The following is a 25,428-nucleotide window of genomic DNA, read 5'->3' on the forward strand; positions in this document are numbered from 1 at the left end:
TTTATTGTGACTTATCTCTACAGTCACTTGAGACTGGCGGCGACCACTTCGGCGGCCACGCGCTCGGTTGCGTCAGGAATGGCCACTGCGCGCGCGTTTCGCGCCATCTCAAGCAGACGCTGGCGATCCCAGCTCGCTAGAATGTCGGCTACGGCACCGGCATTAAAATCTTTCTGCTCGATAATCTTCGCGGCACCGGCTTTTTCAAGCGGCAGCGCGTTCCAATACTGTTGGCGATCTTTATGCTGGAAAGGCACAAAAATGGCCGGTAATCCTGCGGCGGCGATTTCGCTGACGGTCAATGCACCCGAACGGCACACCACCACGTCGGCCCACGCATAGGCTTCCGCCATGTCGTCGATAAATTCGGCCACTTTATGCTGCGTCTGTTCGGCTTCTTCATAAGCCTGATTAACCGACTCCAGCGCGCCCTTTCCGACCTGATGCCAAATCGTGACGCGGTCGCCGAGCAGCGCGGCGATTTTTGGCATCGCCTGATTCAAGACGCGCGCGCCTTGACTGCCGCCAATCACCAGAATGCGAATCTTGCCTTCGCGACCCGCAAAGCGTTGATCGGGCAAAGGCAGCGCCAGCACGTCGGTGCGAACCGGATTACCGACAACGGCGGCTTTCGGAAACGCGCCCGGAAACGCCTGCAATACCGTTTTGGCAATCCGTGACAGCCAGCGGTTGGTCAGTCCGGCAATACCATTTTGCTCATGTAAAACAACGGGAATACCGCACGACCAGGCGGCCAAACCACCCGGTCCGGAGACGTAACCGCCCATCCCCAACACCACGTCAGGCTGGAAACGTCGCATGATCACTTTCGCCTGACGCCACGCATGATATATGCGAATGGGGGCGTAAAGTTTCGCTTTCAGACCTTTCCCACGAATTCCGGCAATTTTTATGAAATCTATTTCAATTCCGTGCTTCGGAACCAAATCCGCTTCCATTCGATCGGCGGTTCCGAGCCAGCGAACTTCCCAGCCCTGCGCGATTAAATGATGCGCCACGGCCAGTCCGGGAAACACATGACCTCCGGTACCGCCTGCCATCACCATTAAACGCCTGGTCTTGCCACTCATCGGGCACTCCTTACAAACGCCTGCGCTTTCGCCAGACGCGTTTCATAATCTATTCGCAGCAACAGCGTGATCGCCGTCGACATAATCAGCAGGCTCGAACCGCCGTAACTGATAAGCGGCAGGGTCAGACCTTTGGTCGGTAACATCCCTGCGGCAGCGCCTACGTTGACCAACGCCTGGAAGCTTATCCACACGCCAATCGAACAGGCCAGAAAGCCGGAAAAACGCTGATCGAGCTCCAGCGCGCGGCGGCCAATCGACATGGCACGAAAAGCGACGAAGAATACCATTAACAGTGTTAAAACCACACCGAAATAGCCGAGCTCTTCACCAAGAATCGAGAAGATAAAGTCAGTGTGCGCTTCCGGCAGATATTCCAGCTTTTGTACCGAGTTTCCAAGGCCTTGGCCCCAGAACTCACCGCGACCAAAAGCCATCAGCGATTGCGTTAACTGATAGCCGCTGCCGAACGGATCGGCCCACGGATTCCAGAACGACGTTACGCGGCGCATACGGTAAGGTTCGGCGACGATAAGCAGACACACCGCAAACGCGCCCGAGCCGATAATCGCCAGGAACTGCCACATTTTCGCCCCCGCCAGAAACAGCATCGCCAGCGTGGTAATAAAGAGTACAACGACGGTACCCAAATCGGGCTGAGCCAGCAGCAGCACGGCGAGAATAACCATCACGCCCATCGGCTTGCAGAAGCCCCAAAAGTTGCTGCGTACCTCATCGACCTTGCGCACCAGATAGCTGGCCAGATAGCAAAACAGCGACAGTTTGGAAAACTCGGCGGGCTGTATTCGCAGCGGCCCAAGTGAAATCCAGCGCGAGGCCCCGTTAATCGAACTCCCCACGACCAATACCACCAGCAGCATGATAATCGATATAAATAACAGGACGTTACTATATTTTTGCCACACCATCATGGGTAAGCGTAGTGTGATTAGCCCGATAATAAAGGCCAAAACAAGATATATTGCATCGCGCTTGGCAAACATGAATGGATCGTTAGCCAAACGCTGGCCGATTGGCATCGACGCCGAGGTCACCATCACGAAACCGACAATCGCCAGCCCAAAAGTCAGCCACAGCAAGGTGCGGTCATAAAGCACCAACGTTGGGCTGTCGTTCTCTTTCGCGCCCATCACCCAGTCGTTAGCCTTGGTGCCGAGGCGACCCATCATCGCGAGTCCGGGAATACGCATTAGCCTAGCTCCTTGGCGAGGGCGGTGAAGACGTCACCGCGCTGTTCGAAATTCTTGAACTGATCGAGGCTGGCACAGGCCGGAGAGAGCAGCACCATGTCGCCAGAGCTTAACTTGCCGGCGATATCGCGCATCGCCTGCTCCATCGTTTCAAACATTGATGAAACGTCAGGACGGAGATCGGCCAGCTCTGCGCCATCGCGGCCAAAGCAGTAAACGCGAATCTTGTCGCCCTGAAGATAAGGAATTAAAGGCGCGAAATCGGCCGATTTGCCGTCGCCGCCGAGCAGCAGATGCAACGTACCTTCAACCTGCAAGCCGTTTAACGCCGCTTCGGTGCTGCCCACGTTGGTGGCTTTCGAATCGTTAATCCAGCGCACGCCGTTGTGCACGCGCGCAATCTGGAAACGGTGCGCCAGCCCGGTAAAGGTGGTCAGCGCTTTCAGGCTCGACGCCTGCGGAATGCCTACGGCGTCGGCCAATGCCAGCGCGGCCAGCGCGTTGGTGTAGTTGTGACGGCCCGTCAGCGGCATTTCACGAGTATTAAGGATTTTTTCACCGCGCACCCGCAGCCAGATGTCGCCCTGCTGCTGGTTCAGGTGATAATCGCCGACGTCGACGCCAAAGCTCACGCAGCGAGTATCTGCACCGCGAATCGGCATGGTCAGCGCGTCGTCCGCGTTCACCACGCACAGTTTGGCGTTCTCATAAACTTTCAGCTTGGCGGCGCGATACTGCTGCAAACCAAACGGATAGCGATCCATATGATCTTCAGTGACGTTTAAAATCGTCGCCGCGGCGGCTTTCAGGCTGTGGGTGGTTTCAAGCTGGAAGCTGGAGAGTTCGAGCACGAACAGCTGATAATCCTGATCCAGCATGCTCAGCACCGGCAGGCCAATATTGCCGCCTACGCCCACGCTCCAACCCGCTGCCCTGCCCATCTCGCCGACCAGACTCGTCACCGTGCTTTTGCCGTTGGAACCGGTAATCGCGATGATAGGCGCGGTCACTTCACGGCAAAACAGTTCGATATCACCGACAATTTCAACGCCAGCGTCAGCGGCCGCGCTCAGCGCAGGCGTGGCTAAGGCCATGCCCGGACTGGCAACTATCAGGTCGGCATCAAGCAGCCAGCTCTCGTTGAGAGAACCCAAATGGCGCTCGACGTTATCCGGCAGCTTGTCCAGTCCCGGCGGACTGACACGGGTATCGATAACACGGGGCGTCACGCCGCGTGAAACGAAGAAATCAACACAGGAGAGGCCCGTAAGCCCCAACCCGATAATGACCACTTTTTTACCCTGATAGTCAGTCATGATTACCGCACCTTCAGCGTCGCCAGGCCAATCAGCACCAGCATCAGCGAAATAATCCAGAAGCGCACGATCACGCGCGGTTCCGGCCAGCCTTTCAATTCATAGTGGTGATGAATAGGTGCCATGCGGAAAATACGCTGGCCGCGCAGTTTGAACGAGCCAACCTGCAAAATCACCGACAGCGTTTCTACTACAAACACGCCACCCATAATCAGCAGCAGGAACTCCTGACGCAGCAGCACGGCGATTGTGCCGAGCGCGCCGCCGAGCGCCAGTGAACCGACGTCGCCCATGAAGACCTGCGCCGGATAGGTGTTGAACCACAGGAAGCCCAGCCCCGCGCCGACGATTGCCGTACAGACAATCACCAGCTCGCCCGCGTGACGCAGGTAAGGAATGTGCAGATAGTTGGCGAAGTTCATGTTACCGGTCGCCCACGCCACCAGCGCAAAACCGGCGGCGACGAAGACAGTTGGCATAATCGCCAGCCCGTCGAGACCATCGGTCAGGTTAACCGCGTTGCTGGTCCCTACAATTACGAAATAGCTCAGCAGGATATACAGCAGGCCCAGCTGCGGCATGATGTCTTTGAAGAACGGCACCACCAGCTCGGTAGCAGGCGTGTCTTTGCCCACGGCGTACATCACGAAGGCGACAACCAGCGCGATCACCGACTGCCAGAAATATTTCCAGCGGGCGATTAGGCCTTTGGTATCTTTGCGCACCACTTTGCGATAGTCATCGACAAAGCCGACCGCGCCGTAACCGACCAGTACAAACAACACGCACCACACGTAAGGGTTTGATGGATAAGCCCACATCAGCACGGATACGGTGATCGAGAACAGAATTAGCACGCCGCCCATCGTTGGGGTGCCGCGTTTACTGAAATGTGATTCTGGACCGTCGTGACGAACAACCTGGCCGATCTGCAATTTTTGCAGGTAGGCAATCAGGCGCGGACCCATCCATAAAGAGAGGAAAAGGGCCGTCAGCAGGCTGACAATGGCGCGAAACGTCAGGTATGAAAAGACGTTAAAGCCGGAATAATATTTGACCAAGTGCTCGGCCAGCCAAACTAACATGTTGCATTCTCCTGTAACGCCCGTACTACCTGCTCCATCGCGGCACTACGTGAACCTTTAATTAAAACGGTGATTACCGCGTGTTCAGATAACAAGCGAGCCAAACGGGCTGTTACAGCTGCTTTATCTTCAAGATGTTCGCCGCAGCCACTCGCGTCGCTGATTGCGCGACTAAAGTGTCCGACGGTTAAAACTTTGTCTACGCCGGCCAGACGAATTGCCTCGCCGACCTGCTGGTGGCAGGCTTCGCTTTCATCGCCCAGCTCCGCCATGTCGCCCAGCGCCATCACCCGATAGCCCGGCATTTCGGCCAGAACCTGCGCGGCGGCGGTCATTGAACCGACGTTGGCGTTGTAACTGTCGTCGAGCAGCGTTTTGCCTTCGGCCAGTTTGATGGCGTAAAGACGGCCTTTCACGGCCTGCAACGTGGCTAACCCGTCGCGCACCGCCTCAAGCGTGGCGCCCACGGAAAGCGCCAGCGCCGTAGCGGCCAAGGCGTTGGCGACGTTATGACGACCCGGCAGAGGCAAGCTCACGTCGATTTGGCCGACGGGCGCGTGCAGCGTAAAGGTGGTCGCCGAGGCGCCAACCTGCACATTGCTGGCAAAGAAATCAACGCCATCGGCGGCTTCCGGCGAGAAACGCCAGACGGTTTTATTGCCGATACGCGCCTGCCAGTGCGGCCAGTCGTTATTATCGGCATTCAGAATCGCGATACCGTCGGCAGGCAGGCCTTCAAAAATTTCGCCTTTCGCCTGCGCCACACCGGCCAGCGACCCAAAACCTTCAAGGTGCGCCGCAGAAAGATTATTCACCAGCGCGGTCTGTGGACGAGTCAAATCGGTGGTGTAGGCAATTTCGCCCTGATGATTGGCACCCAGCTCAACCACGGCAAAATCATATTCCGGCGTCAGGCGCAGCAGCGTGAGCGGCACGCCGATGTCATTGTTGAAATTGCCCGCGGTGTACAGCACGTTGCCGCACTGACGCAAAATAGCGGCGGTCATCTCTTTAACCGAGGTCTTGCCGGAGGATCCGGTCAGCGCCACCACGCGGGCAGGCACCTGCGCGCGAACCCATGCACCGAGTTTGCCAAGCGCGAGACGCGTGTCCGCAACCAGCAGCTGTGGCGCATCAATCGCCAGACGCTGGCTGACGATTAACGCCGCCGCGCCAGATTTCACGGCCTCGGCGGCAAAATCGTGGGCATCAAAATTCTCGCCTTTCAGCGCGATAAACAGACAGCCCGCCGTAATCTGACGGGTGTCGGTGGTCACGGCGTCAATCTGTCGATCTTGGCCTATCAGTTCCGCGCCAAGAATGTCGGTCAACTGTTTTAAGGAAACAGGAATCATGCCATCACCCCTAACAAACGTGCTGCGGTGAGGCGATCCGAGTAATCGAAACGCTGATTGCCGACCAGCTGGTAATCTTCATGGCCTTTGCCGGCCAGTAAAACGACGTCGTTTTCAGACGCCTGCATAATGGCGCTGGTCACCGCTTCGGCGCGGCCCGTAATCGCCAGCGCGCGGCCAGCGTCAAGCAAGCCGGAAAGAATGTCGTTGATAATGGCGCGAGGATCTTCGCTGCGCGGGTTGTCGTCGGTGATAACCACGCGATCGGCGAACTGCTCGGCGATGCCGCCCATCAGCGGACGCTTGCCTTTATCGCGATCGCCGCCGCAGCCAAACACGCACCAGAGTTGTCCGGTACAGTGCAGACGCGCGGCCGCCAACGCTTTTTCGAGCGCGTCAGGCGTGTGGGCGTAATCGACAACCACGGTCGGGCGATTCGGCGAATGGAACACTTCCATGCGCCCGCAAACCGGCTGTAAACGCGGCGCGGCGTCGAGCAGCGCGGCGAGCGGGAAATCGAGGGCCAGCAAGGTGCCGAGCGCCACCAGCAAATTGCTGACGTTGAACGCGCCCATCAGACGGCTTTCAATGGTGCCTTTGCCCCAGCTGGAATCCAGCTCGACGGTCGCGCCTTTATCGTGATAACTCACGCGGCTCGCCGACAGCCAGCGCCCTTGCCAATCGGCAGGAATTTTATTTTCCATGCTGACCGCGACGGCGTCTGGCAGCTTGGCCAGCCAGCGTAGGCCGACAGCGTCGTCGGCATTAATAATTTTTTGCTCGCTGTGATGCGATGAAAACAGCTGCCATTTGGCTTCTTCGTACTGCTGCATATCACCATGATAATCAAGGTGATCGCGGCTTAAATTGGTAAACGCCGCCGCTGCAAACGGCAGGGCCGCCACGCGATGCTGCACTAATCCGTGGGAAGAGACTTCCATCGCCGCCAAGGTCGCGCCCTGTTTAACGAGGTCGCGCAGCAGCTGCTGAACCTGCACCGCAGAGCCAGTGGTGTTTTCGGCGGGGACCACATTGTTGAGCAGGCCGTTACCCACCGTGCCCATCACCGCGCTGGTTTCGCCCAGAATTTGCGCCCACTGCGCCAGCAGCTGAGTGGTGGTCGTTTTGCCATTGGTGCCGGTAACGCCAATCAGGCGAAGCGCCGCGCCGGGCTGCTGGTAAAAGCGCCCCGCAATCTCGGAGAGCAATTGATGCAGATTTTGCAGATACACCACGGGCACGCCGTGCTGCATGACTATTGCGCCGTGTTCGGCCTCTCCGTGCGCCTCTGCGACGACCGCGCTGACGCCCTGAGCGATCGCTTGAGGAATATAGTGACGGCCATCGCTAGTGTGGCCTGAAATCGCGACAAACAGATCGCCAGCAGCCGCCGTGCGACTGTCGAGGGTCATCTCTTTTAATGCCGTCTCTGGGGCATCACTCACCCAGGGTGCCAGCAGGTCGCGTAAATTACGATCTGTCACCTGAAGCCTCTTTATGATTATTAACGATGTCATTGCCTACGTCGGTGGGTAAGGCATCAGGCTCGATGTTCATCGTGCGCAGAACGCCGCCCATAATGGCGCCGAAGACCGGTGCAGAAACCGCACCCCCGTAGTATTTACCCGCCTGAGGATCGTTAATGACGACCACCAGCGCAAATCGGGGATTACTGGCAGGCGCAACGCCCGCCGTGTAGGCAATGTATTTGTTGACGTATTTACCGTCCGGTCCGACTTTTTTCGCCGTACCGGTTTTAATCGCGATTCGATAACCTTTGATTGCGGCTTTTACGCCGCCGCCGCCCGGCAAGGCCACGCTTTCCATCATTCGCACCACGGTACGAACAAGAGGTTCAGGGAAAACGCGTTCGCCGGAAACAGGCGGATCGACCTTGGTTATCGACAGCGGACGGGCGATGCCCATGCTGCCAATCGTGGCGTAGACTCGCGCTAGCTGGAGAGGTGTCACCATTAGCCCGTAGCCGAATGAGAAGGTGGCCCTCTCTATGTCAGACCACCGTTGTTTTTTGGGATATAAGCCACTGCTTTCCCCAACCAGTCCCAAATTGGTCGGTTTACCCAATCCAAAGCGCGAGTAAGTGTCTACCAGCTCTGAGGACGGCATCGCTAACGCTAGTTTAGATACGCCAACGTTACTCGATTTTTGCAAAATACCGGTGATTGAAAGCTCGGAGTAGCGCGCCACGTCTTTGATTTCATGACCGTTAATGCGGTACGGCAGAGTGTTTAACACGCTGTTTTCACGAATGACGCCCTGCTTCAGCGCGGTCATGACCACCATCGGTTTTACCGTCGAACCGGGTTCGAAGATGTCGGTAATGGCGCGGTTACGCATGCTTTCTTTTGGGGTATCGGCGAGATTATTCGGGTTGTAGGACGGGCTGTTGGCCATCGCCAGCACTTCGCCGGTCTGCACATCGACCAGCACGGCGGTGCCGGATTCGGCCTTGTTAAAGGCGACGGCGTTGTTGAGTTCGCGATAAACCAGCGCCTGCAAACGTTCGTCGATGCTCAGCACCAGATTGTGGGCGGCCTGACTGTCGAGCGACGAAATATCTTCGATTACGCGACCGCGACGGTCTTTACGCACCGTTCGCTCGCCGGGTTGCCCGGTCAGCCAACGATCAAAACTTTTCTCAACGCCTTCAATACCTTCGCCATCGATATTGGTCACGCCGATAACGTGCGCCGTCACCTGCCCTGCCGGATAATAACGACGAGATTCCTGACGCAGGAAGATACCCGGCAATTTTAGCTTATGAATATAGTCGCCGATGGCAGGGTTAACCTGACGCGCGAGATAGACGAAACGGCCTTTCGGATTGGCGTTAACGCGAGACGTGAGTTGATCGAGCGGAATGTTCAGCGCATCGGCCAGCGCTTTCCAGCGACTGTCGACGGTGATCCCGCCGTGCTCGTTAACTTCTTTCGGATCGGCCCAGATAGCATTGACCGGCACGCTGACCGCCAGAGGCCGCCCCGCACGATCGCTTATCATGCCGCGCGACGTTGGAATGGTTTGAACACGAAGAGAGCGAAGATCGCCCTCTTTCACCAGTTTGTCGGGATTGATCACTTGAAGGTAGGCAACGCGCAGCATCAGCCCAACCAGCGCCAGAAGAATTCCTCCGCACAGCAACGCAAAACGCCAGCTTATAAAGCTGGCTTTATCTTCCTGACGCTTGAACTTCGCGGCACCGGTCGCTTTCTTCATCTGTCGCCTATCATCTCCGTGAACAAACTGACGTTTACATCAGGGCGTGTTTCTGTCCCGCATTATGGCTGCACGACGATGGTTTCCTGCGAAGGATCAACGTGTTGCATCTGCAATTTCTCTGTCGCGATCCGCTCTACCCGGCTGTGATCGCCGAGGGCATTCTCTTCGAGGATCAGGTTGCGCCATTCAATATCCAGCGCATCCTTTTCCAATACCAACTGCTCGCGCTGAGCCGTTAGCAGGCGTGTCTTGTGCGACACGGTGACGACCGCCATGGCGCTGATCAAAGTGGAAATCAGCAGGATCAGAGGGATTTTTCCGTGGCGCACGATGTCGCCAAAAATAACGCCCACTAAACCATGACGTTCGTTACCTATCATTGCGCGGTCCTCGCGGCAAAACGCAGAACGGAGCTGCGTGCACGGGTGTTTTCAGCCACTTCGGCTTCCGACGGCATCATTTTACCGAGTGATTTCAGCGTACGTCCGCCGAGGCTTTGCAGCTGCGCTTCGGTCATCGGAATACCCGATGGAACCTGCGGCCCGCGGCTGTGCTGGCGAATAAAGCGCTTCACGATACGGTCTTCCAGCGAGTGGAAGCTGATCACGGAAAGACGGCCATCGAGCGCCAGAACTTCATGCGCGCCGTCGAGCGCACGTTCAATTTCTTCAAGCTCGCTGTTGATATAAATACGGATCGCCTGGAAGCTGCGCGTTGCCGGATGCTTGTGCTTCTCGCGGAAAGGCGAGGCGTTGGCAATCAGGTCGGCCAGCTCTTTGGTGCGCGTCATCGGCTGCTCGCGGTTACGATCGACAATGGCGCGGGCAATACGTTTGGCAAAACGCTCTTCGCCGAAAGTCTTCAATACCCAGGCGATGTCATCGGCTTCGGCCTTCATCAACCATTCAGCGGCTGAATAACCACGGGTCGGATCCATACGCATGTCGAGAGGTCCGTCACGCATAAAGGAAAAACCGCGCTCGGCATCGTCGAGCTGTGGCGATGAAACGCCCAGATCAAGCAGAACGCCGTCGATCTTGCCGACTAAATCGCGATCGCGGACATATTGCGCGAGATCGGAGAAAGGCCCGTGAATAATGGAGAAGCGCGGATCGTCAATCGATTTCGCGGCTTCGATCGCCTGCGGATCGCGGTCGATCGCCAGCAGACGTCCTTCAGGGCCAAGCTGTGACAAAATCAGGCGCGAATGTCCACCGCGACCAAAAGTTCCATCAATGTAAATGCCGTCGGGGCGAATGTTCAGCCCGTTTACGGCTTCATCCAGTAACACGGATGTGTGTTTATAATTTTCAAGCATGCTTATAGTGACAAGTCCTGTAATCTCTCGGAAAGGGGTTCGCGAGGCGATTGTTCAGCGTCAATGTCTTCCTTAACTTGTTGATACCAGGTCTGTTCATCCCACAGTTCAAATTTATTAAACTGTCCAACCAGCATCACTTCTTTGGCCAGCCCGGCGTGCTGTCGCAGCGTGGTTGCGATCAGTAAACGCCCGGCGCTATCCATCTGACATTCACTCGCATGCCCCAATAACAAACGCTGAATACGACGTTCGACCGGGTTCATGCTCGACAGACGGGACAATTTGCGTTCGATAATTTCCCACTCGGGCAAGGTATAAAGCAGCAGGCAGGGGTGATGAAGGTCGATTGTGCAGATCATCTGACCTTGCGACTCTTCGCTCAGCAAATCCCGATAACGGGTGGGTACGGCGAGCCGCCCTTTGCTGTCGAGGTTAACCATCGTTGCCCCACGAAACATTGCCGAGCTACCCCTTAATGACCCAATTCACCACTTTACACCACATTTTCCCACTCGAGGGAGTTTACGGATGCTTTTAAAACCTTGTCAAGCAAGAGAGACGGCGGTATCTGATTATTTACAAGCGTTGCGTGGAGTAAAAACCGGCTAACGAAGTTTTAAATCGGAGAGGTCAAAAAATAACGTGATGATAAATTAAGAAAAATTCGATTAAATAATAACAACGGTCAAAAAAAAATCAATTTGAGCATTAATTAACTATTTATATTCTTCTGTAATCAATCTCTCATTTCTTAAGCCACAGACTTTACAGGATTCTTAATAATCAGGCTTTTACCCTGACTCCTTAAAATGTCGTGTGCTTTCCGCCAAACCCGCTCCCCTCAAGGCCTGAGCGCTTTATCAACGCGTTAGCCATTCAGGCGGACCAAATTAAGCCGCGAATTCTACAGCAGAATAGCGCGCAGTATTAACGTATTTTTGAAATCAATTATTGTGTTTTTATGAGGGAAATCATTTTCAAATAATTATTGGGGTGAGATTGCTCTTAAACTTTATCTGGGCAGACTTTTTAATGGCGCAGTGCGTCGTGGCCGAAAGTTTTTTGGCCGAGACTTTTACCAAAGGTATTGTTTTGTAAATCCGGGAGGCGAGAGAAGAACAAAGAGAAATGGCAGGTCCAGAAATGTCGTTACGCATTATCTGAACCCGACAATCATTTACGGCTGAGGCGGCCGCGTCTAAATAGATTACGCCGAATCCGAGTTAATCCCGGCTTGGGCTTTTTCGGCTCATCGAGGCAGGCAAGCACCAGTTCTAGCACTCTTTCGGCAACGTCACGATGGCGCTGCGCCACGGCCAGAACCGGACATTCGAGGAAATCGAGCAGCTCGTTATCGCCAAAGGTGGCAATCGCCAAATCGGCAGGCAGCCTTCCCTGCTGTTTGAGCGTCACGTCCATCACGCCCTGCAACAGCTGGAACGAAGTGGTGTAGAGCGCTTTCGGCATCTCGTGAGTCTTGAGCCACTCGGCAAACACCTGCGCCGCCGAATCGCGATCGTAGGCGTTGGCATAAAGGTAATCAGGCTGACGCGTGTCACCTTCCCAGCCTTGACGGAATCCCTGCTCGCGCAGGAAGCTGACCGACAGCTCGGGCAGCGCGCCAAGATAAAGCACGCCTTCGCCCGGGAAAGTACGCAGCTCTTGCGCCAGCATTTGCGCATCTTCCTGATCGGCCCCGACAACGCTGATGAAATTTTCGGGATCCAGCGCGCGGTCAAGCGCGATAATCGGGAAAGCGTCTTTGGCCCAGCGCTGGTAGAACGGGTGTTCTGGCGGCAGCGAGGTGGAGATGATAATCGCATCGACCTGACGCTGGAGCAGGTGCTCAATACAGCGCATCTCGTTATCGGGCTGATCTTCAGAGCAGGCAATCAGCAGCTGATAGCCGCGCTGACGCGCCTGACGTTCAAGGAAATTGGCGATTTTGGTGTAGCTGGTGTTCTCCAGATCGGGAATGACCAAACCTATCGAACGGGTTCTTCCGGCGCGCAAACCTGCCGCGACGGCATTTGGGTGGTAATTATGTTCCTTCACAACGGCCATGACTTTCTCGACCGTCTTATCGCTGACACGATACTGCTTCGCTTTGCCATTAATTACGTAACTGGCAGTCGTACGCGAAACACCCGCTAACCTCGCGATTTCATCCAGTTTCACCTAGAACCCCTTAATTAAATGAATGACTCTCAATATCTAACCCGAGAAGACCCTACTCGGCAAGGTGTTTTACCATAACCCTCGGCGAGGTAACAAAAAAAGCCCAACCGAAGTTGAGCTTTTTTGAAGGTGCGCAGGTTTTGACGCGTTATTTGCTACGTTTTCGAAACGAAAACATAAAGCGTGATTAACGCATTACCTTGTCACCGCGCGATACGCCGACCACGCCCGAACGCGCGACCTCAACGATTTCGGCCACGTCGCGAACCGTGTCGAGGAACGCGTCGAGCTTGTCGCTGGTGCCTGCAAGCTGAACCGTGTAAAGCGTAGCAGTCACGTCAACGATTTGCCCACGGAAGATTTCGGTAGAGCGTTTGATCTCTTCGCGGCCATAACCTGAGGCCTGCAACTTAACCAGCATGATCTCGCGCTCGACGTGCGCGCCCTGCACCAGTTCGGTCACGCGCAAAACGTCCACCAGCTTGTGCAGCTGCTTCTCGATTTGCTCGATAACCTTGGCGTCGCCGACGGTTTGAATCGTCATGCGCGACAGCGTTGGGTCATCGGTTGGCGCGACGGTCAGGCTTTCAATGTTGTAGCCACGCTGGGAAAACAGCCCGACCACGCGGGACAGTGCGCCTGACTCATTTTCCAACAGTACTGATAAAATCCGGCGCATGATTATGTCCTCTCCGTTTTGGTTAACCACATTTCGTCCATTCCACCGCCACGGATCAACATTGGGTAAACGTGCTCGGTTTCATCCACGCTGATATCAACAAATACCAGACGATTTTTCTGCGCCAACGCTTCGGCCAGCTTGCTTTCAAGCTCTTCAGGATGGCGAATGGCGATCCCGACGTGTCCGTAGGCTTCGGCCAGCTTGACGAAATCAGGCAGCGACTGCATGTAAGACTGCGAATGGCGGCCGGAATAGATCATGTCCTGCCACTGCTTCACCATGCCGAGATAACCGTTGTTAAGGTTAACCACAATGACTGGCAAATCGTATTGCAGCGCCGTGGAGAGCTCCTGAATGTTCATCTGGATGCTGCCGTCGCCCGTTACGCAGACAACCGTTTCATCAGGCAGGCCCAGTTTCACGCCCAGCGCGGCGGGTAAACCGAAGCCCATCGTGCCGAGACCTCCAGAGTTTATCCAGCGACGCGGTTTATCAAACTGGTAATAAAGGGCGGCGAACATCTGGTGCTGACCGACGTCGGAGGTCACGTAAGCCTCGCCTTTGGTCAAACGATGCAGGGTTTCGATAACCGCCTGCGGTTTGATGGTGCCGGTATTTTTGTCGTAGCCCAGGCAATTTTTCGCCCGCCACTGTTCGATATCCTGCCACCAGTTACGCAATGCCTCGCTCTCCTGCTTCTCGCTGGCGTTATCCAGCAGTTCCAGCATTTGAATCAGTGTCTGCTTGGCGTCGCCAACGATCGGGATGTCGGCATTGACCGTTTTTGAAATCGAGGTTGGGTCGATATCAATGTGCATGATGGTGGCGTTCGGACAGTATTTCTCGAGATTGTTGGTAGTACGGTCATCGAAGCGCACGCCCACGCCGAAAATCAGGTCGGCGTTATGCATGGTCATGTTGGCTTCATAAGTGCCGTGCATGCCAAGCATGCCCACGCTTTGACGGTGCGTGCCCGGGAAAGCGCCCAGCCCCATCAAAGTAGAGGTCACCGGGAGATTCAGCGTTTCGGCCAGCTTCAGCAACTCGGCAGAACACTCGGCATTGATTGCGCCACCGCCCACGTACAGCACCGGCTTTTTCGCGGCGATGAGGGTTTGCAGCGCGCGTTTGATTTGCCCGCGATGACCCTGCACCGTCGGATTGTAAGAGCGCATCGACACCTGCTCGGGATAGGCATAAGGCAGCTTTTCCTGAGGATTGACCACGTCTTTTGGCAGATCGATAACGACCGGGCCCGGTCGGCCCGTCGAGGCGAGATAAAACGCCTTCTTCAATACGGTCGGAATATCTTCGGCGCGTTTGACCAGGAAGCTGTGTTTGACGATCGGACGCGAGATCCCGACCATGTCACACTCCTGAAACGCGTCATAGCCGATGAGCGAACTATGAACCTGGCCAGAAAGCACCACCATCGGAATGGAGTCCATGTAGGCCGTGGCGATACCGGTGATCGCGTTGGTTGCGCCGGGTCCGGAGGTGACGAGCACGACGCCGACCTCGCCCGTTGCGCGCGCATAGCCATCAGCCATATGCACAGCGCCCTGTTCATGTCTGACGAGCACATGATCAATCCCGCCGACTGTGTGCAGGGCATCATAGATATCCAACACCGCTCCGCCGGGATAACCGAATACATGTTTTACGCCCTGATCGATTAACGACCGGACGACCATCTCGGCTCCTGACAACATCTCCATGGGTTTGCCTCCAGGCTTTTATTCTTTATGACGACTCGTTTCTAATGGCTGAAATATCAAGTATTTCATCCGAGGTAAGAGGGCTTGGCACCCTTCTGTACTATTCTTTCTTGTTCTTCAATATAACTGATTACATTAACGTCAGAATTTAGAGCAGGCAAACGGCAAAAGACCTTACAAACTGCGCGACTACCCCGAGCCGCTGCCCTCTGCTGCAAAAGCGGAACAATCAACCACGTAACCGGAATCAAGAGTCAGGTATATCGCGAAGGAGAGGGAAATTACAGAATTAAATTATGACCATAACGGGCATAATTTTTTAAGCATATTTAAGTGATCTGCGTCACGTTATTAAAATGCAACGCCTGCAGTTTGATTGATTTTTAATTTCATATCTGAAGGGAAAGCGTTTAAAGGAAAAGGCCGCCGCTAAACTCACTCCCCCATCACAAAATAGAGGATTAAAAAGGAGTGAGTTGAGGCGTAACGCATAACTTTTTTAACAAACAGGAAGCTGAAAATACCTCCAGAAGAAAAAACTGCTAAATCAAAAATAGCTGACATTTACCTCTACCATTAAATGCGTAAACGCTTAGGACCTTCTTTCTATTCAACATTACTCACACATTGAACTAACAGCTCTTTCAACCAGAGATTGCCTTTGTCTTTTCCGGCCGATTCATGCCATGAGAGATAACTGATTAACTTATTGCTGAGCCAGGGTAAGCCGTCAATTTTGAGATGTAATCTTTGCGCGTTGGCCTGCGCCAATGATTTGGGAATGAGGGCAATCATTTCGGTCTTCGACACTATTTCCATCACGCTCATCAGGCTAGCGCCCTGATAACACACCTTTTCCTGCGTTTCAGGATTACTATAATAAGGAAAACTAAATGAAGAAGGGCTATTTAACCGCTCGACGGCGTGTTTTTCTTTGAAATAGTAGCTTTGACTAGGCTGTTTTTGAATACGTGGATGCGTGAGCGACGAGACTAATACCAGCTCATCTTCAAACAGCCGCTGATTATAAAAATCCGAACGCTCTATGCAATGATAACCGATAGCGAACGACAGCTCCTGATAGCGCAGCTGGTTTTCTATATTGTCGTTGATTACCGACTCGATATTTAGCGTCACGCCGTGCGCCGCCTGCTTGGCTGCCGCCAGAATTTTGGGTGCCAGCAGGAGATCCAGCGGGCTGCTGAGGGTCATCGAAAACTGCCTTTTGCTCGACAGCGGATTAAAGCAGAGACCCGGCAGCTCGTTGGTCACTAATTGCAGCGCCTGACGAATGGGGCCGTAAAGCTGACGCGCACGCGCAGTAGGAACAATCCCCCTTCCGGAGCGTATAAACAGTTCATCATTAAACATATTCTTTAAACGCGCGACGGCATTGCTGACCGCCGGTTGCGACATACCCAGTAATCGCGCGGCGCGAGTAATATTCTGCAATTTCATCACGGCATCGAATACCGTTAATAAATTTAAATCAGCACGACGCAGGTGATTATCTTCATTGCTGGCTTGCCTTTTTTTTTCGGCGACTTTTTTAATCTCAACTTTCTCAATAATAATGTCGGTCATCACGCCTCCCGATTAGAAAGATAAATCCACTTAACCAACAAAGAAAGCCACAAATAGTTAGTCGCATGTTGGTAACTGCCTGCCCAGGATAATTAACACTCCGTTAAATAAACTACTCCAAAAGGTTAGGTTTCCATCTGATTAATTCATGATAATAAACCTGAGGAGAGCCGCTAACCTGAGAGAAACCTGAGTAAACCCTGAGTAAAACCTGATAATTTGTGCAAAGTGGAGTAAACAATGGCCGAGATCACTGCACAGCCCTTATCACCATAGTCATCGAGAGAAACAGTATTTTATGCCGCGACTAAACCTCTACATTTATCGTGCCAGTGCTAGCCTCCGGGTATTCAAGAGTTGACATCAACGGCGCATTCACGTATCAATTTAAAGCACAGGCAGCGGATTACGAATAATCCTTCGCGCCACCCAATTTCAAATCATAGAGAAGCTGAAAATACCCATGTTTACATTCACCCGTCTACTAGGCCTACTACTTAACGCAGATTCATTGCGCGGTATGCCAGTGGGTGAAATTCAAAACTGATTTCAGCCTCCGAAACTAGCAAACCCGCGCAAATGCGCGGGTTTTTTTTTACCCGCAAAGCGCGAAAGTAACCAGGACAAGGAACATAAACATGAGCGAACAAGTCATTATTTTCGATACCACGCTGCGTGACGGTGAACAGGCTTTGCAAGCCAGCCTGAGTGTTAAAGATAAGCTGCAAATCGCCATTGCTCTGGAAAGAATGGGCGTGGATGTTATGGAAGTCGGCTTCCCCGTTTCTTCTCCTGGTGATTTTGAATCGGTACAAACCATTGCCCGCCAGATCAAAAACAGCCGCGTTTGTGGTCTGGCACGCTGCGTAGACAACGACATTGACGTCGCCGCCGAAGCGCTGCGCGTCGCGGAAGCCTTCCGTATCCATGTGTTTTTGGCGACCTCTACCCTGCACATCGAGTCAAAATTGAAACGCTCGTTTGATCAGGTGCTGGACATGGCCGTGCATTCGGTAAAACGCGCGCGCAACTATACCGACGACGTAGAATTCTCCTGCGAAGATGCGGGCCGCACGCCGCTGGACAACCTGTGCCGCGTCGTTGAAGCCGCCATTAAAGCGGGCGCGACCACAATTAACATTCCAGATACCGTCGGATACACCACGCCTCACCAGTTTAGCGGCATCATCACTAACCTGTACGAACGCGTGCCGAATATCGACAAGGCCATTATTTCCGTACACTGCCACGACGATTTGGGTATGGCGGTAGGCAACTCTATCGCCGCGATTCAGGCCGGTGCCCGTCAGGTTGAAGGCACGTTGAACGGCATTGGCGAGCGCGCCGGCAATACCGCGCTGGAAGAAGTGATCATGGCTATCAAGACCCGCTCCGATTACATGCAGGTCCATACCAACATCAATCATAAAGAAATCTATCGCACCAGCCAGATTGTCAGCCAGATAACCAACATGCCGATTCCGGGCAACAAGGCGATTGTCGGCTCCAACGCGTTTGCGCACTCATCAGGCATTCATCAGGACGGCGTGCTGAAAAATCGTGAGAATTACGAAATCATGACGCCTGAGTCTATCGGATTGAATCAGGTACAGCTGAACCTGACCTCTCGTTCAGGCCGCGCGGCCGTGAAGCACCGCATGGAAGAGATGGGCTATAAAGAATCCGACTATAATATGGATCATCTGTATAGCGCGTTCCTGAAACTGGCCGATAAAAAAGGTCAGGTATTTGACTACGATCTGGAAGCGCTGGTATTCATTAACAAGCAGCAGGAAGAGCCAGAATTCTATCGTCTGGACAACTTCAGCGTGCAGTCAGGTTCGAGCATTACGGCGACCGCGTCAGTGAATCTGGCCTGCGGCGAAGAAGTGCAAACCGAAGCCGCCACCGGAAACGGCCCTGTCGACGCCGTCTATCAGGCGATCAATCGCATCACCGGCTATCAAATTGAATTAATCAAATATCAGCTGACCGCCAAAGGTCATGGCCGCGACGCGCTGGGTCAGGTTGATATTGTCGTCTCTTATCTGGGCCGTCGTTTCCACGGCGTTGGGCTGGCAACGGATATCGTTGAGTCCTCCGCCAAGGCGATGGTCCACGTGCTGAACAGCATTTGGCGCAGCAAGCAGGTAGAAAAAGAGAAACAGCGCCTGCAAAATGAAAGTGCTGCACAGGAAAGTACGATATAAAAACTATTTTCTTAACTAATTTAAAGAACAGCAGTGCCTATAAACTGAACGAACAGACTAGCAAACATAATAATCAGGAAACGGTGTGAACATGAGTAAGACCCATCATATTGCTGTATTGCCCGGCGACGGAATCGGCCCGGAAGTTATGGCTCAGGCTTACAAAGTGCTGGAAGCGGTACGTCAGCGTTTTGGTTTTGACATCACCACCAAAGAGCACGATATTGGCGGCGCGGCCATCGATAATCACGGCACGCCGCTGCCAGCCTCGACGATTGCGGGCTGCGAGCAGGCCGACGCCATTCTGTTTGGATCGGTCGGCGGCCCAAAATGGGAACATTTACCACCCGACTCTCAACCTGAGCGCGGCGCTCTGCTGCCACTGCGCAAACATTTCAAGTTATTCAGCAACCTGCGTCCGGCTCGCCTGTATGAAGGTCTGGAAGCGTTTTGCCCGCTGCGTAGCGACATCGCGGCGCGCGGTTTCGATATTCTGTGCGTGCGCGAGCTGACCGGTGGCATCTATTTCGGTCAGCCTAAAGGTCGCGAAGGCGAAGGCGCGCAGGAAAAAGCGTTTGATACCGAGGTTTACCACCGTTTCGAGATTGAGCGAATCGCCCGCATTGCCTTTGAATCCGCGCGCAAACGCCGTCATAAAGTGACCTCGATTGACAAGGCCAACGTGCTGCAATCGTCAATCCTGTGGCGTGAAGTGGTCGGCGAAGTAGCGAAGGATTATCCTGACGTCAGCCTGACGCACATGTATATCGACAACGCGACCATGCAGTTGATCAAAGATCCGTCGCAGTTCGACATCATGCTGTGCTCCAACCTGTTCGGCGACATTCTTTCCGACGAATGCGCGATGATTACCGGCTCGATGGGCATGTTGCCTTCTGCCAGCATGAACGAGCAGTCGTTTGGCCTGTTTGAACCGGCGGGCGGCTCTGCGCCAGATATCGCGGGCAAAAACATCGCCAACCCTATCGCGCAAATCCTGTCGCTGGCCCTGCTGTTACGCTACAGCCTGGGCGCAGACGACGCCGCGACGGCCATTGAACAGGCTGTCACCAAAGTACTGGATCAGGGGCATCGTACGGGCGATTTGGCCAACGGCGGTCCTGCCATTGGCACTAGCGAAATGGGCGACATCATTGCACGCGTTGTCGCCGAGGGGGCGTAATGTCCAAAACGTTATATCAGAAATTGTTCGATGCGCACGTGGTGTATGAAGCCGAAGGCGAAACTCCCCTGCTGTACATTGACCGCCATTTGATTCACGAAGTCACGACTCCGCAGGCCTTTGACGGGCTGCGGGCGATGAATCGTGGCGTGCGCCGACCGGATAAAACCTTCGGCACCATGGATCATAACGTTTCAACTCAGACCAAAGACATCAATGCCAGCGGCGAAATGGCGCGAATTCAGATGCAGGAGCTTATCAAGAACTGCGCAGAGTTCGGCATTGAGCTGTACGACTTGAAGCACCCGTATCAGGGTATCGTTCACGTGATGGGTCCGGAACAGGGCCTGACTCTGCCGGGCATGACGCTGGTTTGCGGTGATTCGCACACCTCGACTCACGGCGCGTTCGGCACGCTGGCGTTTGGCATCGGGACTTCCGAAGTCGAGCACGTGCTGGCGACGCAAACCCTGAAACAGGGCCGCGCCAAGACGATGAAAATCGAAATCACTGGCGAAGCGCCTGTCGGTATCACGGCGAAAGATATCATTCTGGCGGTGATCGGCAAAACCGGCACTGCGGGCGGCACGGGTCACGTGGTTGAATATTGCGGGCCCGCCGTTGAAGCGTTGAGCATGGAAGGTCGCATGACCCTGTGCAATATGTCGATTGAACTGGGTGCCAAAGCCGGTTTGGTCGCCTCCGACGCCACCACCTACGCCTACCTGAAAGGCCGAAAATTCGCGCCAAAAGGCCAGGATTGGGACGACGCCGTGGCGTATTGGGAAACCATGAAGACCGACAAAGACGCCGTTTTTGATCGCGTGGTCACGCTCGACGCCGCTGAAATCGCGCCACAGGTGACGTGGGGAACCAACCCGGGTCAGGTGATGGCCGTGAATCAAACCATTCCCTTCCCGGCGTCGTTTACCGATCCGGTTGAACGCGCTTCAGCCGAAAAAGCCTTGGCTTATATGGACTTGAAGCCCGGAATCAAGTTGACCGACGTGGCTATCGACAAAGTGTTTATCGGCTCCTGCACCAACTCGCGCATCGAAGATCTGCGCGCGGCGGCGGCGGTTGCCAAGGGCCGTAAAGTGGCGACGGGCGTGCAGGCGATCGTGGTGCCGGGTTCAGGACCGGTGAAAGCGCAGGCCGAAGAAGAAGGGCTGGACAAAATTTTCCTTGATGCCGGTTTCGAATGGCGTCTGCCGGGCTGCTCGATGTGTCTGGCGATGAACAACGACCGCCTGAATCCGGGCGAACGTTGCGCGTCTACCAGCAACCGTAACTTCGAAGGTCGTCAGGGTCGCGGCGGACGCACGCATCTGGTGAGTCCGGCAATGGCAGCCGCGGCGGCCGTCACCGGACATTTCGCCGACGTTCGCGAACTGAATTAAGGAAACGCTCATGGCAAAATTTATTACGCATACCGGTTTGGTCGTGCCATTGGACGTGGCGAACGTCGATACCGATGCCATCGTCCCGAAGCAGTTTTTGCAGATGGTGACGCGCGTCGGTTTCGGCCAGTTCCTGTTTTATGACTGGCGCTATCTTGAAGGCCAGGGCTACACGCCTAACCCTGATTTTATTCTGAATAAGCCGGAATATCAGGGTGCCAGCATCTTGCTGGCTCGAGAAAACTTCGGCAGCGGCTCTTCGCGCGAGCACGCGCCGTGGGCGTTAACCGATTACGGTTTCCACGCAATTATCGCCCCCAGCTTTGCCGATATTTTCTATAACAACGCCTTCAACAACCAGCTGTTGCCGGTCACGCTGAGCGAAGAGCAGATTGACGAGCTGTTTACACTGGCTCAGGGCAATCACGGCGTTCAGTTTGAGGTTGATCTTGAAAATCTGGTGGTGCGCGCAGGCGGCAAAAGCTATCCGTTCGAGATAGACAGTTTCCGCCGCTACTGCATGATGAATGGGCTGGACAGCATCGGCCTGACATTACAGCACGAAGAAAATATCTCGGCCTATGAGAAGATCCAGCCGTCGTTTATGAAGTGATTGGGTAAGCGCTTAATAAACGATTCGGTAAACGATCAGCACTTTCAGCTCTCCCCTAACCCGTCGACTCGACGGGTTAAACGTTTTTAACCCTCGTCATCAAAATCAGCGCCAATCCTGACAGCGCCAGCGCGGCCCAATAGACCTGATAATGGCCAAAGGTTTCAACGATGCTGCCCTGCAAAACGCCTGCAAGTATCGCGCCGGTCGAAATACTATTGGTAAACAAGGTGGTAGCCGATCCTGCTCTTCCGGGCATTAAATCTTGAAAATAGAGCATGCCGATTCCCGCAATAATGCCAATGAAAATCGCGTTGAACAGTTGCAGGATCATCAACGCCGCCTTGAACTGGAACAGCACCATGCCGAGATAAAACAGCACGCCACAGCCCGCGGCCGCCAACATTAGCTTGCGCTTGCCCGTGCGCTTCACAAAGTATCCGGCAAGCAGCATGACGGGGATTTCCAGCCCGGCCGCTGCGCCCATTAACAGGCCCGCAAGCCCTTCGGGCAGACCCATATTAGTCGTGATATACAGCGGCATATCAATGATATACATGATGTTGCAGGTCCACATCAGCAGCGAGGCAAAGAACAGCAGACGCACGTCCCTGTTTTTCCACGCGCTGGCGTGCACCACGACATTGTCGACGGGCTGTTCGAGACGGGCCACCGACGGCAGGAAAAACCACACCATCGCCGCACTAAAGACAAACACCGCCGCCGCGCAAAGATACATCAGGGTAAAGCCGTAATTCAGCGCCAGCATGAAGGAAACCGGCGGGCCTAATACCCACGCCAGTGACAGCGTGGCGCGCATCATCGAGCTGAACATCACCACTTCGCGCGCCGAACGGTCGGCATATTCACGCGCCAGCGCAAACAGCTGCGGCATCGAAGCATTGCCTATCGCCGCCAGCAGCACGCCCACGCTAATCAGCACCAGATAATCGCGACTAAAAGCGAAAACCAGGCTGTTGCCGATAGCCATCAGCGAGCAGAAAAACAGGAGAATGCGGCGATCGCCCTTCTTGTCGGAATAGTTCGCCAGTAAAAAGCTGATGACGATGCCGGCCAGCGCATTGATGGTATAGAAAAGCCCGACCCACAGCGGCCGAACCTTAACTTCGTGAGATAAAAACAGGCTGAGCGTGGGCGCTTGAAGCGCGCCCGCAATCCCCGTCAAGAAAGAGACCAGCAGGAAAGTGGCGAATATAAAAGATAAACGGCGTGAAGAGGCAGACATAAACCATCCCTGTTAACGGCGAAACTGTCAGGCGAAAAAGCGCATTAATGCTTAGCGTAGTCGGTGAAAGCCTAAAGTAGCAAAGACAAAAAAACCAGTGAGTTGCCTCACTGGCTGGTGAAATTTCACCATTACTCAGAAAATTGTTAAACCATTAATGACGCTGATAGCGTCATGTTGAGGATTTGGCTTTGCCAATGCGCATTTATTGGCAGTACGGCTTGATGTCAGAAAGTATGGCCGTAATATGAGGAAAGAAAAATTGATGAGTTCACTCATTGGAGTTCCTCTTTTATGTCATCGCCTCGTCTGCAACAACAGTTTTTACGCCTGTGGCAACATTGCCACGGTAAACCGACGAAAACCACGCTACAGGCGCTTTCGGCGGTGCTTAACTGCTCGCGTCGACACGTGCGATCGCTGCTCGGCGGTATGCAAAAAGAAGGCTGGCTGAGCTGGCAGGCAGAGATAGGAAGAGGCAAAAAATCGCGGCTGACGTTTCTGCTAACCGGCTTGGCGTTGCAACAACAACGGGCCGAAGAGCTGATAGATCAAGACCGCGTCGACCAACTGGTGCAGCTGGTGGGCGATAAAACCGTGGTGCGGCAGATGCTGCTTTCCCAGCTCGGGCGGCGTTTTCGTCAAGGAAAACATATTCTTCGCGTGCTCTATTACCGCTCGCTGCCTAATCTGCTGCCCGGCACCATGCTGCGGCGTTCCGAAACGCATCTCGCCAAACAGATTTTCAGCGGGCTGGTCGGCATAAATGAGGAAAATGGGGAACTGCGCGGCGATTTAGCTCATCACTGGCAGGCCATCAGCCCGCTGCACTGGCGTTTTTATCTGCGCCCCGCGATTCATTTCCATCACGGCAGAGAGCTTGAGATGGCGGATATCATCAGCACTTTCAGTCGCTTGCAACACCATCCGCTGTTTACTCATTTTTCGCGTGTCGAATCGCCGAACGCCAACGTCATTGATATTCATCTGCACACCCCCGACCCATGGTTGCCTTGGCTATTAGGCAGCGTTCATGCCCTGATTTTGCCGCAGGAATGGCCATCGCTGGCGGATTTTGCCCGTCATCCTATCGGTACGGGGCCTTATGCGGTGATTAATAACCAGCAAACCCAGCTAAAAATCCGCGCATTTGATGACTATTTTGGCTATCGCGCGCTGATCGACGAGGTCAATATTTGGGTCTTGCCCGAACTGACCGAAGAGCTGGTTCATTCCGGCGTGCAGTTGCAGGCCGACGACACGGCCAACGATCAGCTTGAAAGCCGGCTCGAAGAAGGCTGCTATTTCGTACTGTTTGACCAGCGTTCGCCGGTGGGCAGTCATCCGCAACTGCGCAAATGGCTGTGTGAAATCTTTAATCCGATTGCGCTACTCAACGCCTCGGCTCCGGCATATCAACGTTATTGGTCGCCCGCCTACGGATTATTGCCGCGCTGGCACCATCGGCGTCCGCAGGAAAAAATGCCCAAGCCCGTTGATATTGAAGAGATAACCGTGACCTTTTACAGCGATCACTCGGAGTATCAGGATATCTGTCAGGCGCTGGTTCCGTTGCTGGCTGAACAGGGTGTTAAACTGAAGGTACAGATCGTCGATTACGCCACGTGGCACAGAGGTGAAGCCACGAGCGACGTGTGGCTCGGCAGCGCCAATTTTACGCTGCCGATTGAGTTTTCCCTGTTCGCCACGCTGCTCGAACTGCCTTTGCTCCAGTATTGTCTCGAAGAGAAACTGGATAACGCGGCGAAAAAATGGCGCACCGGTGAGCTGCCTCTGGCCGAATGGGCGCATCATCTGGTTAACGAGGGCCACGTGCATCCCCTGTTCCACCATTGGCTGTTGTTGCAGGGCCAGCGCAGTATGCGCGGCGTCAGGATGAACACGCTCGGCTGGTTTGACTTTAAATCTGCCTGGTTTGCGCCTCCCGACGTATAAACCTGCTTTCAACCCAGTCACTTAATCACTACAATAACG

General features: G+C 54.3%; 20 protein-coding genes. 5 read left to right on the plus strand and 15 right to left on the minus strand.

From position 1 onward, the window contains the following. Positions 1–23 precede the first annotated feature (23 nt). The 14 genes from murG to leuO form a co-directional block, all read right to left on the minus strand. Positions 24–1,091: an undecaprenyldiphospho-muramoylpentapeptide beta-N-acetylglucosaminyltransferase gene (gene murG, locus SC206_RS17015; RefSeq protein ID WP_332738980.1), complete on the minus strand. Its 1,068-nt coding sequence runs from the start codon at positions 1,089–1,091 to the stop codon at positions 24–26. After that, positions 1,088–2,302: a cell division protein FtsW gene (ftsW, locus tag SC206_RS17020; RefSeq protein WP_332738982.1), complete on the minus strand. Its 1,215-nt coding sequence runs from the start codon at positions 2,300–2,302 to the stop codon at positions 1,088–1,090. The genes murG and ftsW overlap by 4 nt, the downstream gene beginning before the upstream one ends. Beyond that, positions 2,302–3,618, minus strand: a complete 1,317-nt coding sequence (murD, locus tag SC206_RS17025) for a UDP-N-acetylmuramoyl-L-alanine--D-glutamate ligase (RefSeq protein ID WP_332738984.1) — start codon at positions 3,616–3,618, stop codon at positions 2,302–2,304. The genes ftsW and murD overlap by 1 nt, the downstream gene beginning before the upstream one ends. A 2-nt stretch (positions 3,619–3,620) precedes the next feature. Beyond that, on the minus strand, positions 3,621–4,703 hold the full coding sequence (gene mraY, locus SC206_RS17030; RefSeq protein WP_055774873.1) for a phospho-N-acetylmuramoyl-pentapeptide-transferase: 1,083 nt from the start codon (positions 4,701–4,703) through the stop codon (positions 3,621–3,623). Further along, a complete protein-coding gene (murF, locus tag SC206_RS17035) occupies positions 4,697–6,058 on the minus strand; it encodes a UDP-N-acetylmuramoyl-tripeptide--D-alanyl-D-alanine ligase (RefSeq protein ID WP_332738989.1) in 1,362 nt (453 codons plus the stop codon). Before murF ends, mraY begins: the two co-directional genes overlap by 7 nt. After that, the gene (gene murE / locus SC206_RS17040; RefSeq protein ID WP_332738991.1) at positions 6,055–7,542 is read right to left on the minus strand and encodes a UDP-N-acetylmuramoyl-L-alanyl-D-glutamate--2,6-diaminopimelate ligase; all 1,488 of its coding nucleotides are present in this window, start codon (positions 7,540–7,542) and stop codon (positions 6,055–6,057) included. Before murE ends, murF begins: the two co-directional genes overlap by 4 nt. Continuing rightward, positions 7,529–9,295 carry a peptidoglycan glycosyltransferase FtsI gene (locus tag SC206_RS17045; RefSeq protein ID WP_332738993.1) on the minus strand — a complete coding sequence of 589 codons (1,767 nt, stop codon included), beginning with the start codon at positions 9,293–9,295 and terminating at the stop codon, positions 7,529–7,531. The genes murE and SC206_RS17045 overlap by 14 nt, the downstream gene beginning before the upstream one ends. A gap of 62 nt (positions 9,296–9,357) precedes the next feature. Next, a complete protein-coding gene (ftsL, locus tag SC206_RS17050; RefSeq protein ID WP_332738995.1) occupies positions 9,358–9,678 on the minus strand; it encodes a cell division protein FtsL in 321 nt (106 codons plus the stop codon). After that, positions 9,675–10,616 (minus strand): 16S rRNA (cytosine(1402)-N(4))-methyltransferase RsmH, encoded by a 942-nt coding sequence (gene rsmH, locus SC206_RS17055; protein WP_332738997.1) that lies wholly within the window; start codon positions 10,614–10,616, stop codon positions 9,675–9,677. Before rsmH ends, ftsL begins: the two co-directional genes overlap by 4 nt. 2 nt (positions 10,617–10,618) lie before the next feature. Beyond that, positions 10,619–11,077: a division/cell wall cluster transcriptional repressor MraZ gene (gene mraZ, locus SC206_RS17060; RefSeq protein WP_332738999.1), complete on the minus strand. Its 459-nt coding sequence runs from the start codon at positions 11,075–11,077 to the stop codon at positions 10,619–10,621. A 715-nt stretch (positions 11,078–11,792) separates the two neighbouring features. Further along, entirely contained in the window at positions 11,793–12,797 is a 1,005-nt protein-coding gene (gene cra / locus SC206_RS17065; RefSeq protein WP_332739001.1) for a catabolite repressor/activator, read from the minus strand. Between the two features lie 187 nt (positions 12,798–12,984). Further along, a complete protein-coding gene (gene ilvN / locus SC206_RS17070; protein ID WP_332739003.1) occupies positions 12,985–13,476 on the minus strand; it encodes an acetolactate synthase small subunit in 492 nt (163 codons plus the stop codon). A gap of 2 nt (positions 13,477–13,478) precedes the next feature. Beyond that, positions 13,479–15,197, minus strand: coding sequence for an acetolactate synthase 3 large subunit (gene ilvI / locus SC206_RS17075; RefSeq protein ID WP_332739005.1), 1,719 nt, complete (start codon positions 15,195–15,197; stop codon positions 13,479–13,481). 606 nt (positions 15,198–15,803) lie between these two features. Beyond that, entirely contained in the window at positions 15,804–16,781 is a 978-nt protein-coding gene (gene leuO, locus SC206_RS17080; RefSeq protein ID WP_332739007.1) for a transcriptional regulator LeuO, read from the minus strand. A 638-nt stretch (positions 16,782–17,419) separates the two neighbouring features. Here leuO and leuA point away from each other — a divergent pair. The 4 genes from leuA (at position 17,420) to leuD (ending at position 22,187) form a co-directional block, all read left to right on the plus strand. Continuing rightward, complete coding sequence (leuA, locus tag SC206_RS17085; RefSeq protein ID WP_332739009.1) at positions 17,420–18,991, plus strand: 2-isopropylmalate synthase; 1,572 nt, start codon at positions 17,420–17,422, stop codon at positions 18,989–18,991. A 91-nt stretch (positions 18,992–19,082) separates the two neighbouring features. Continuing rightward, a complete protein-coding gene (gene leuB / locus SC206_RS17090; protein ID WP_332739010.1) occupies positions 19,083–20,174 on the plus strand; it encodes a 3-isopropylmalate dehydrogenase in 1,092 nt (363 codons plus the stop codon). After that, complete coding sequence (gene leuC / locus SC206_RS17095) at positions 20,174–21,574, plus strand: 3-isopropylmalate dehydratase large subunit (RefSeq protein WP_332739012.1); 1,401 nt, start codon at positions 20,174–20,176, stop codon at positions 21,572–21,574. Before leuB ends, leuC begins: the two co-directional genes overlap by 1 nt. Positions 21,575–21,584: 10 nt before the next feature. Beyond that, positions 21,585–22,187, plus strand: a complete 603-nt coding sequence (gene leuD, locus SC206_RS17100) for a 3-isopropylmalate dehydratase small subunit (RefSeq protein ID WP_332739014.1) — start codon at positions 21,585–21,587, stop codon at positions 22,185–22,187. Between the two features lie 76 nt (positions 22,188–22,263). On the opposite strand, the gene SC206_RS17105 is transcribed toward leuD, so the two are convergent. Further along, on the minus strand, positions 22,264–23,433 hold the full coding sequence (locus SC206_RS17105; RefSeq protein ID WP_332739016.1) for an MFS transporter: 1,170 nt from the start codon (positions 23,431–23,433) through the stop codon (positions 22,264–22,266). Between the two features lie 294 nt (positions 23,434–23,727). On the opposite strand from SC206_RS17105, the gene sgrR reads away from it, so the two are divergent. Continuing rightward, positions 23,728–25,389, plus strand: coding sequence for an HTH-type transcriptional regulator SgrR (gene sgrR, locus SC206_RS17110; RefSeq protein ID WP_332739018.1), 1,662 nt, complete (start codon positions 23,728–23,730; stop codon positions 25,387–25,389). Positions 25,390–25,428 lie beyond the last annotated feature (39 nt).

It is taken from the genome of Rouxiella sp. T17 (genome assembly GCF_036663475.1).
In the GTDB taxonomy this organism is placed as follows: domain Bacteria; phylum Pseudomonadota; class Gammaproteobacteria; order Enterobacterales; family Enterobacteriaceae; genus Rouxiella.

Excerpts from the sequence above, each read along its gene's own strand:
- murG (WP_332738980.1), bottom strand. The coding sequence starts at position 1,091 with ATGAGTGGCAAGACCAGGCGTTTAATGGTGATGGCAGGCGGTACCGGA.
- ftsW (WP_332738982.1), bottom strand. The coding sequence starts at position 2,302 with ATGCGTATTCCCGGACTCGCGATGATGGGTCGCCTCGGCACCAAGGCT.
- murD (WP_332738984.1), bottom strand. The coding sequence starts at position 3,618 with ATGACTGACTATCAGGGTAAAAAAGTGGTCATTATCGGGTTGGGGCTT.
- mraY (WP_055774873.1), bottom strand. The coding sequence starts at position 4,703 with ATGTTAGTTTGGCTGGCCGAGCACTTGGTCAAATATTATTCCGGCTTT.
- murF (WP_332738989.1), bottom strand. The coding sequence starts at position 6,058 with ATGATTCCTGTTTCCTTAAAACAGTTGACCGACATTCTTGGCGCGGAA.
- SC206_RS17045 (WP_332738993.1), bottom strand. The coding sequence starts at position 9,295 with ATGAAGAAAGCGACCGGTGCCGCGAAGTTCAAGCGTCAGGAAGATAAA.
- ftsL (WP_332738995.1), bottom strand. The coding sequence starts at position 9,678 with ATGATAGGTAACGAACGTCATGGTTTAGTGGGCGTTATTTTTGGCGAC.
- rsmH (WP_332738997.1), bottom strand. The coding sequence starts at position 10,616 with ATGCTTGAAAATTATAAACACACATCCGTGTTACTGGATGAAGCCGTA.
- mraZ (WP_332738999.1), bottom strand. The coding sequence starts at position 11,077 with ATGTTTCGTGGGGCAACGATGGTTAACCTCGACAGCAAAGGGCGGCTC.
- ilvN (WP_332739003.1), bottom strand. The coding sequence starts at position 13,476 with ATGCGCCGGATTTTATCAGTACTGTTGGAAAATGAGTCAGGCGCACTG.
- ilvI (WP_332739005.1), bottom strand. The coding sequence starts at position 15,197 with ATGGAGATGTTGTCAGGAGCCGAGATGGTCGTCCGGTCGTTAATCGAT.
- leuO (WP_332739007.1), bottom strand. The coding sequence starts at position 16,781 with ATGACCGACATTATTATTGAGAAAGTTGAGATTAAAAAAGTCGCCGAA.
- leuA (WP_332739009.1), top strand. The coding sequence starts at position 17,420 with ATGAGCGAACAAGTCATTATTTTCGATACCACGCTGCGTGACGGTGAA.
- leuB (WP_332739010.1), top strand. The coding sequence starts at position 19,083 with ATGAGTAAGACCCATCATATTGCTGTATTGCCCGGCGACGGAATCGGC.
- leuC (WP_332739012.1), top strand. The coding sequence starts at position 20,174 with ATGTCCAAAACGTTATATCAGAAATTGTTCGATGCGCACGTGGTGTAT.
- leuD (WP_332739014.1), top strand. The coding sequence starts at position 21,585 with ATGGCAAAATTTATTACGCATACCGGTTTGGTCGTGCCATTGGACGTG.
- SC206_RS17105 (WP_332739016.1), bottom strand. The coding sequence starts at position 23,433 with ATGTCTGCCTCTTCACGCCGTTTATCTTTTATATTCGCCACTTTCCTG.
- sgrR (WP_332739018.1), top strand. The coding sequence starts at position 23,728 with ATGTCATCGCCTCGTCTGCAACAACAGTTTTTACGCCTGTGGCAACAT.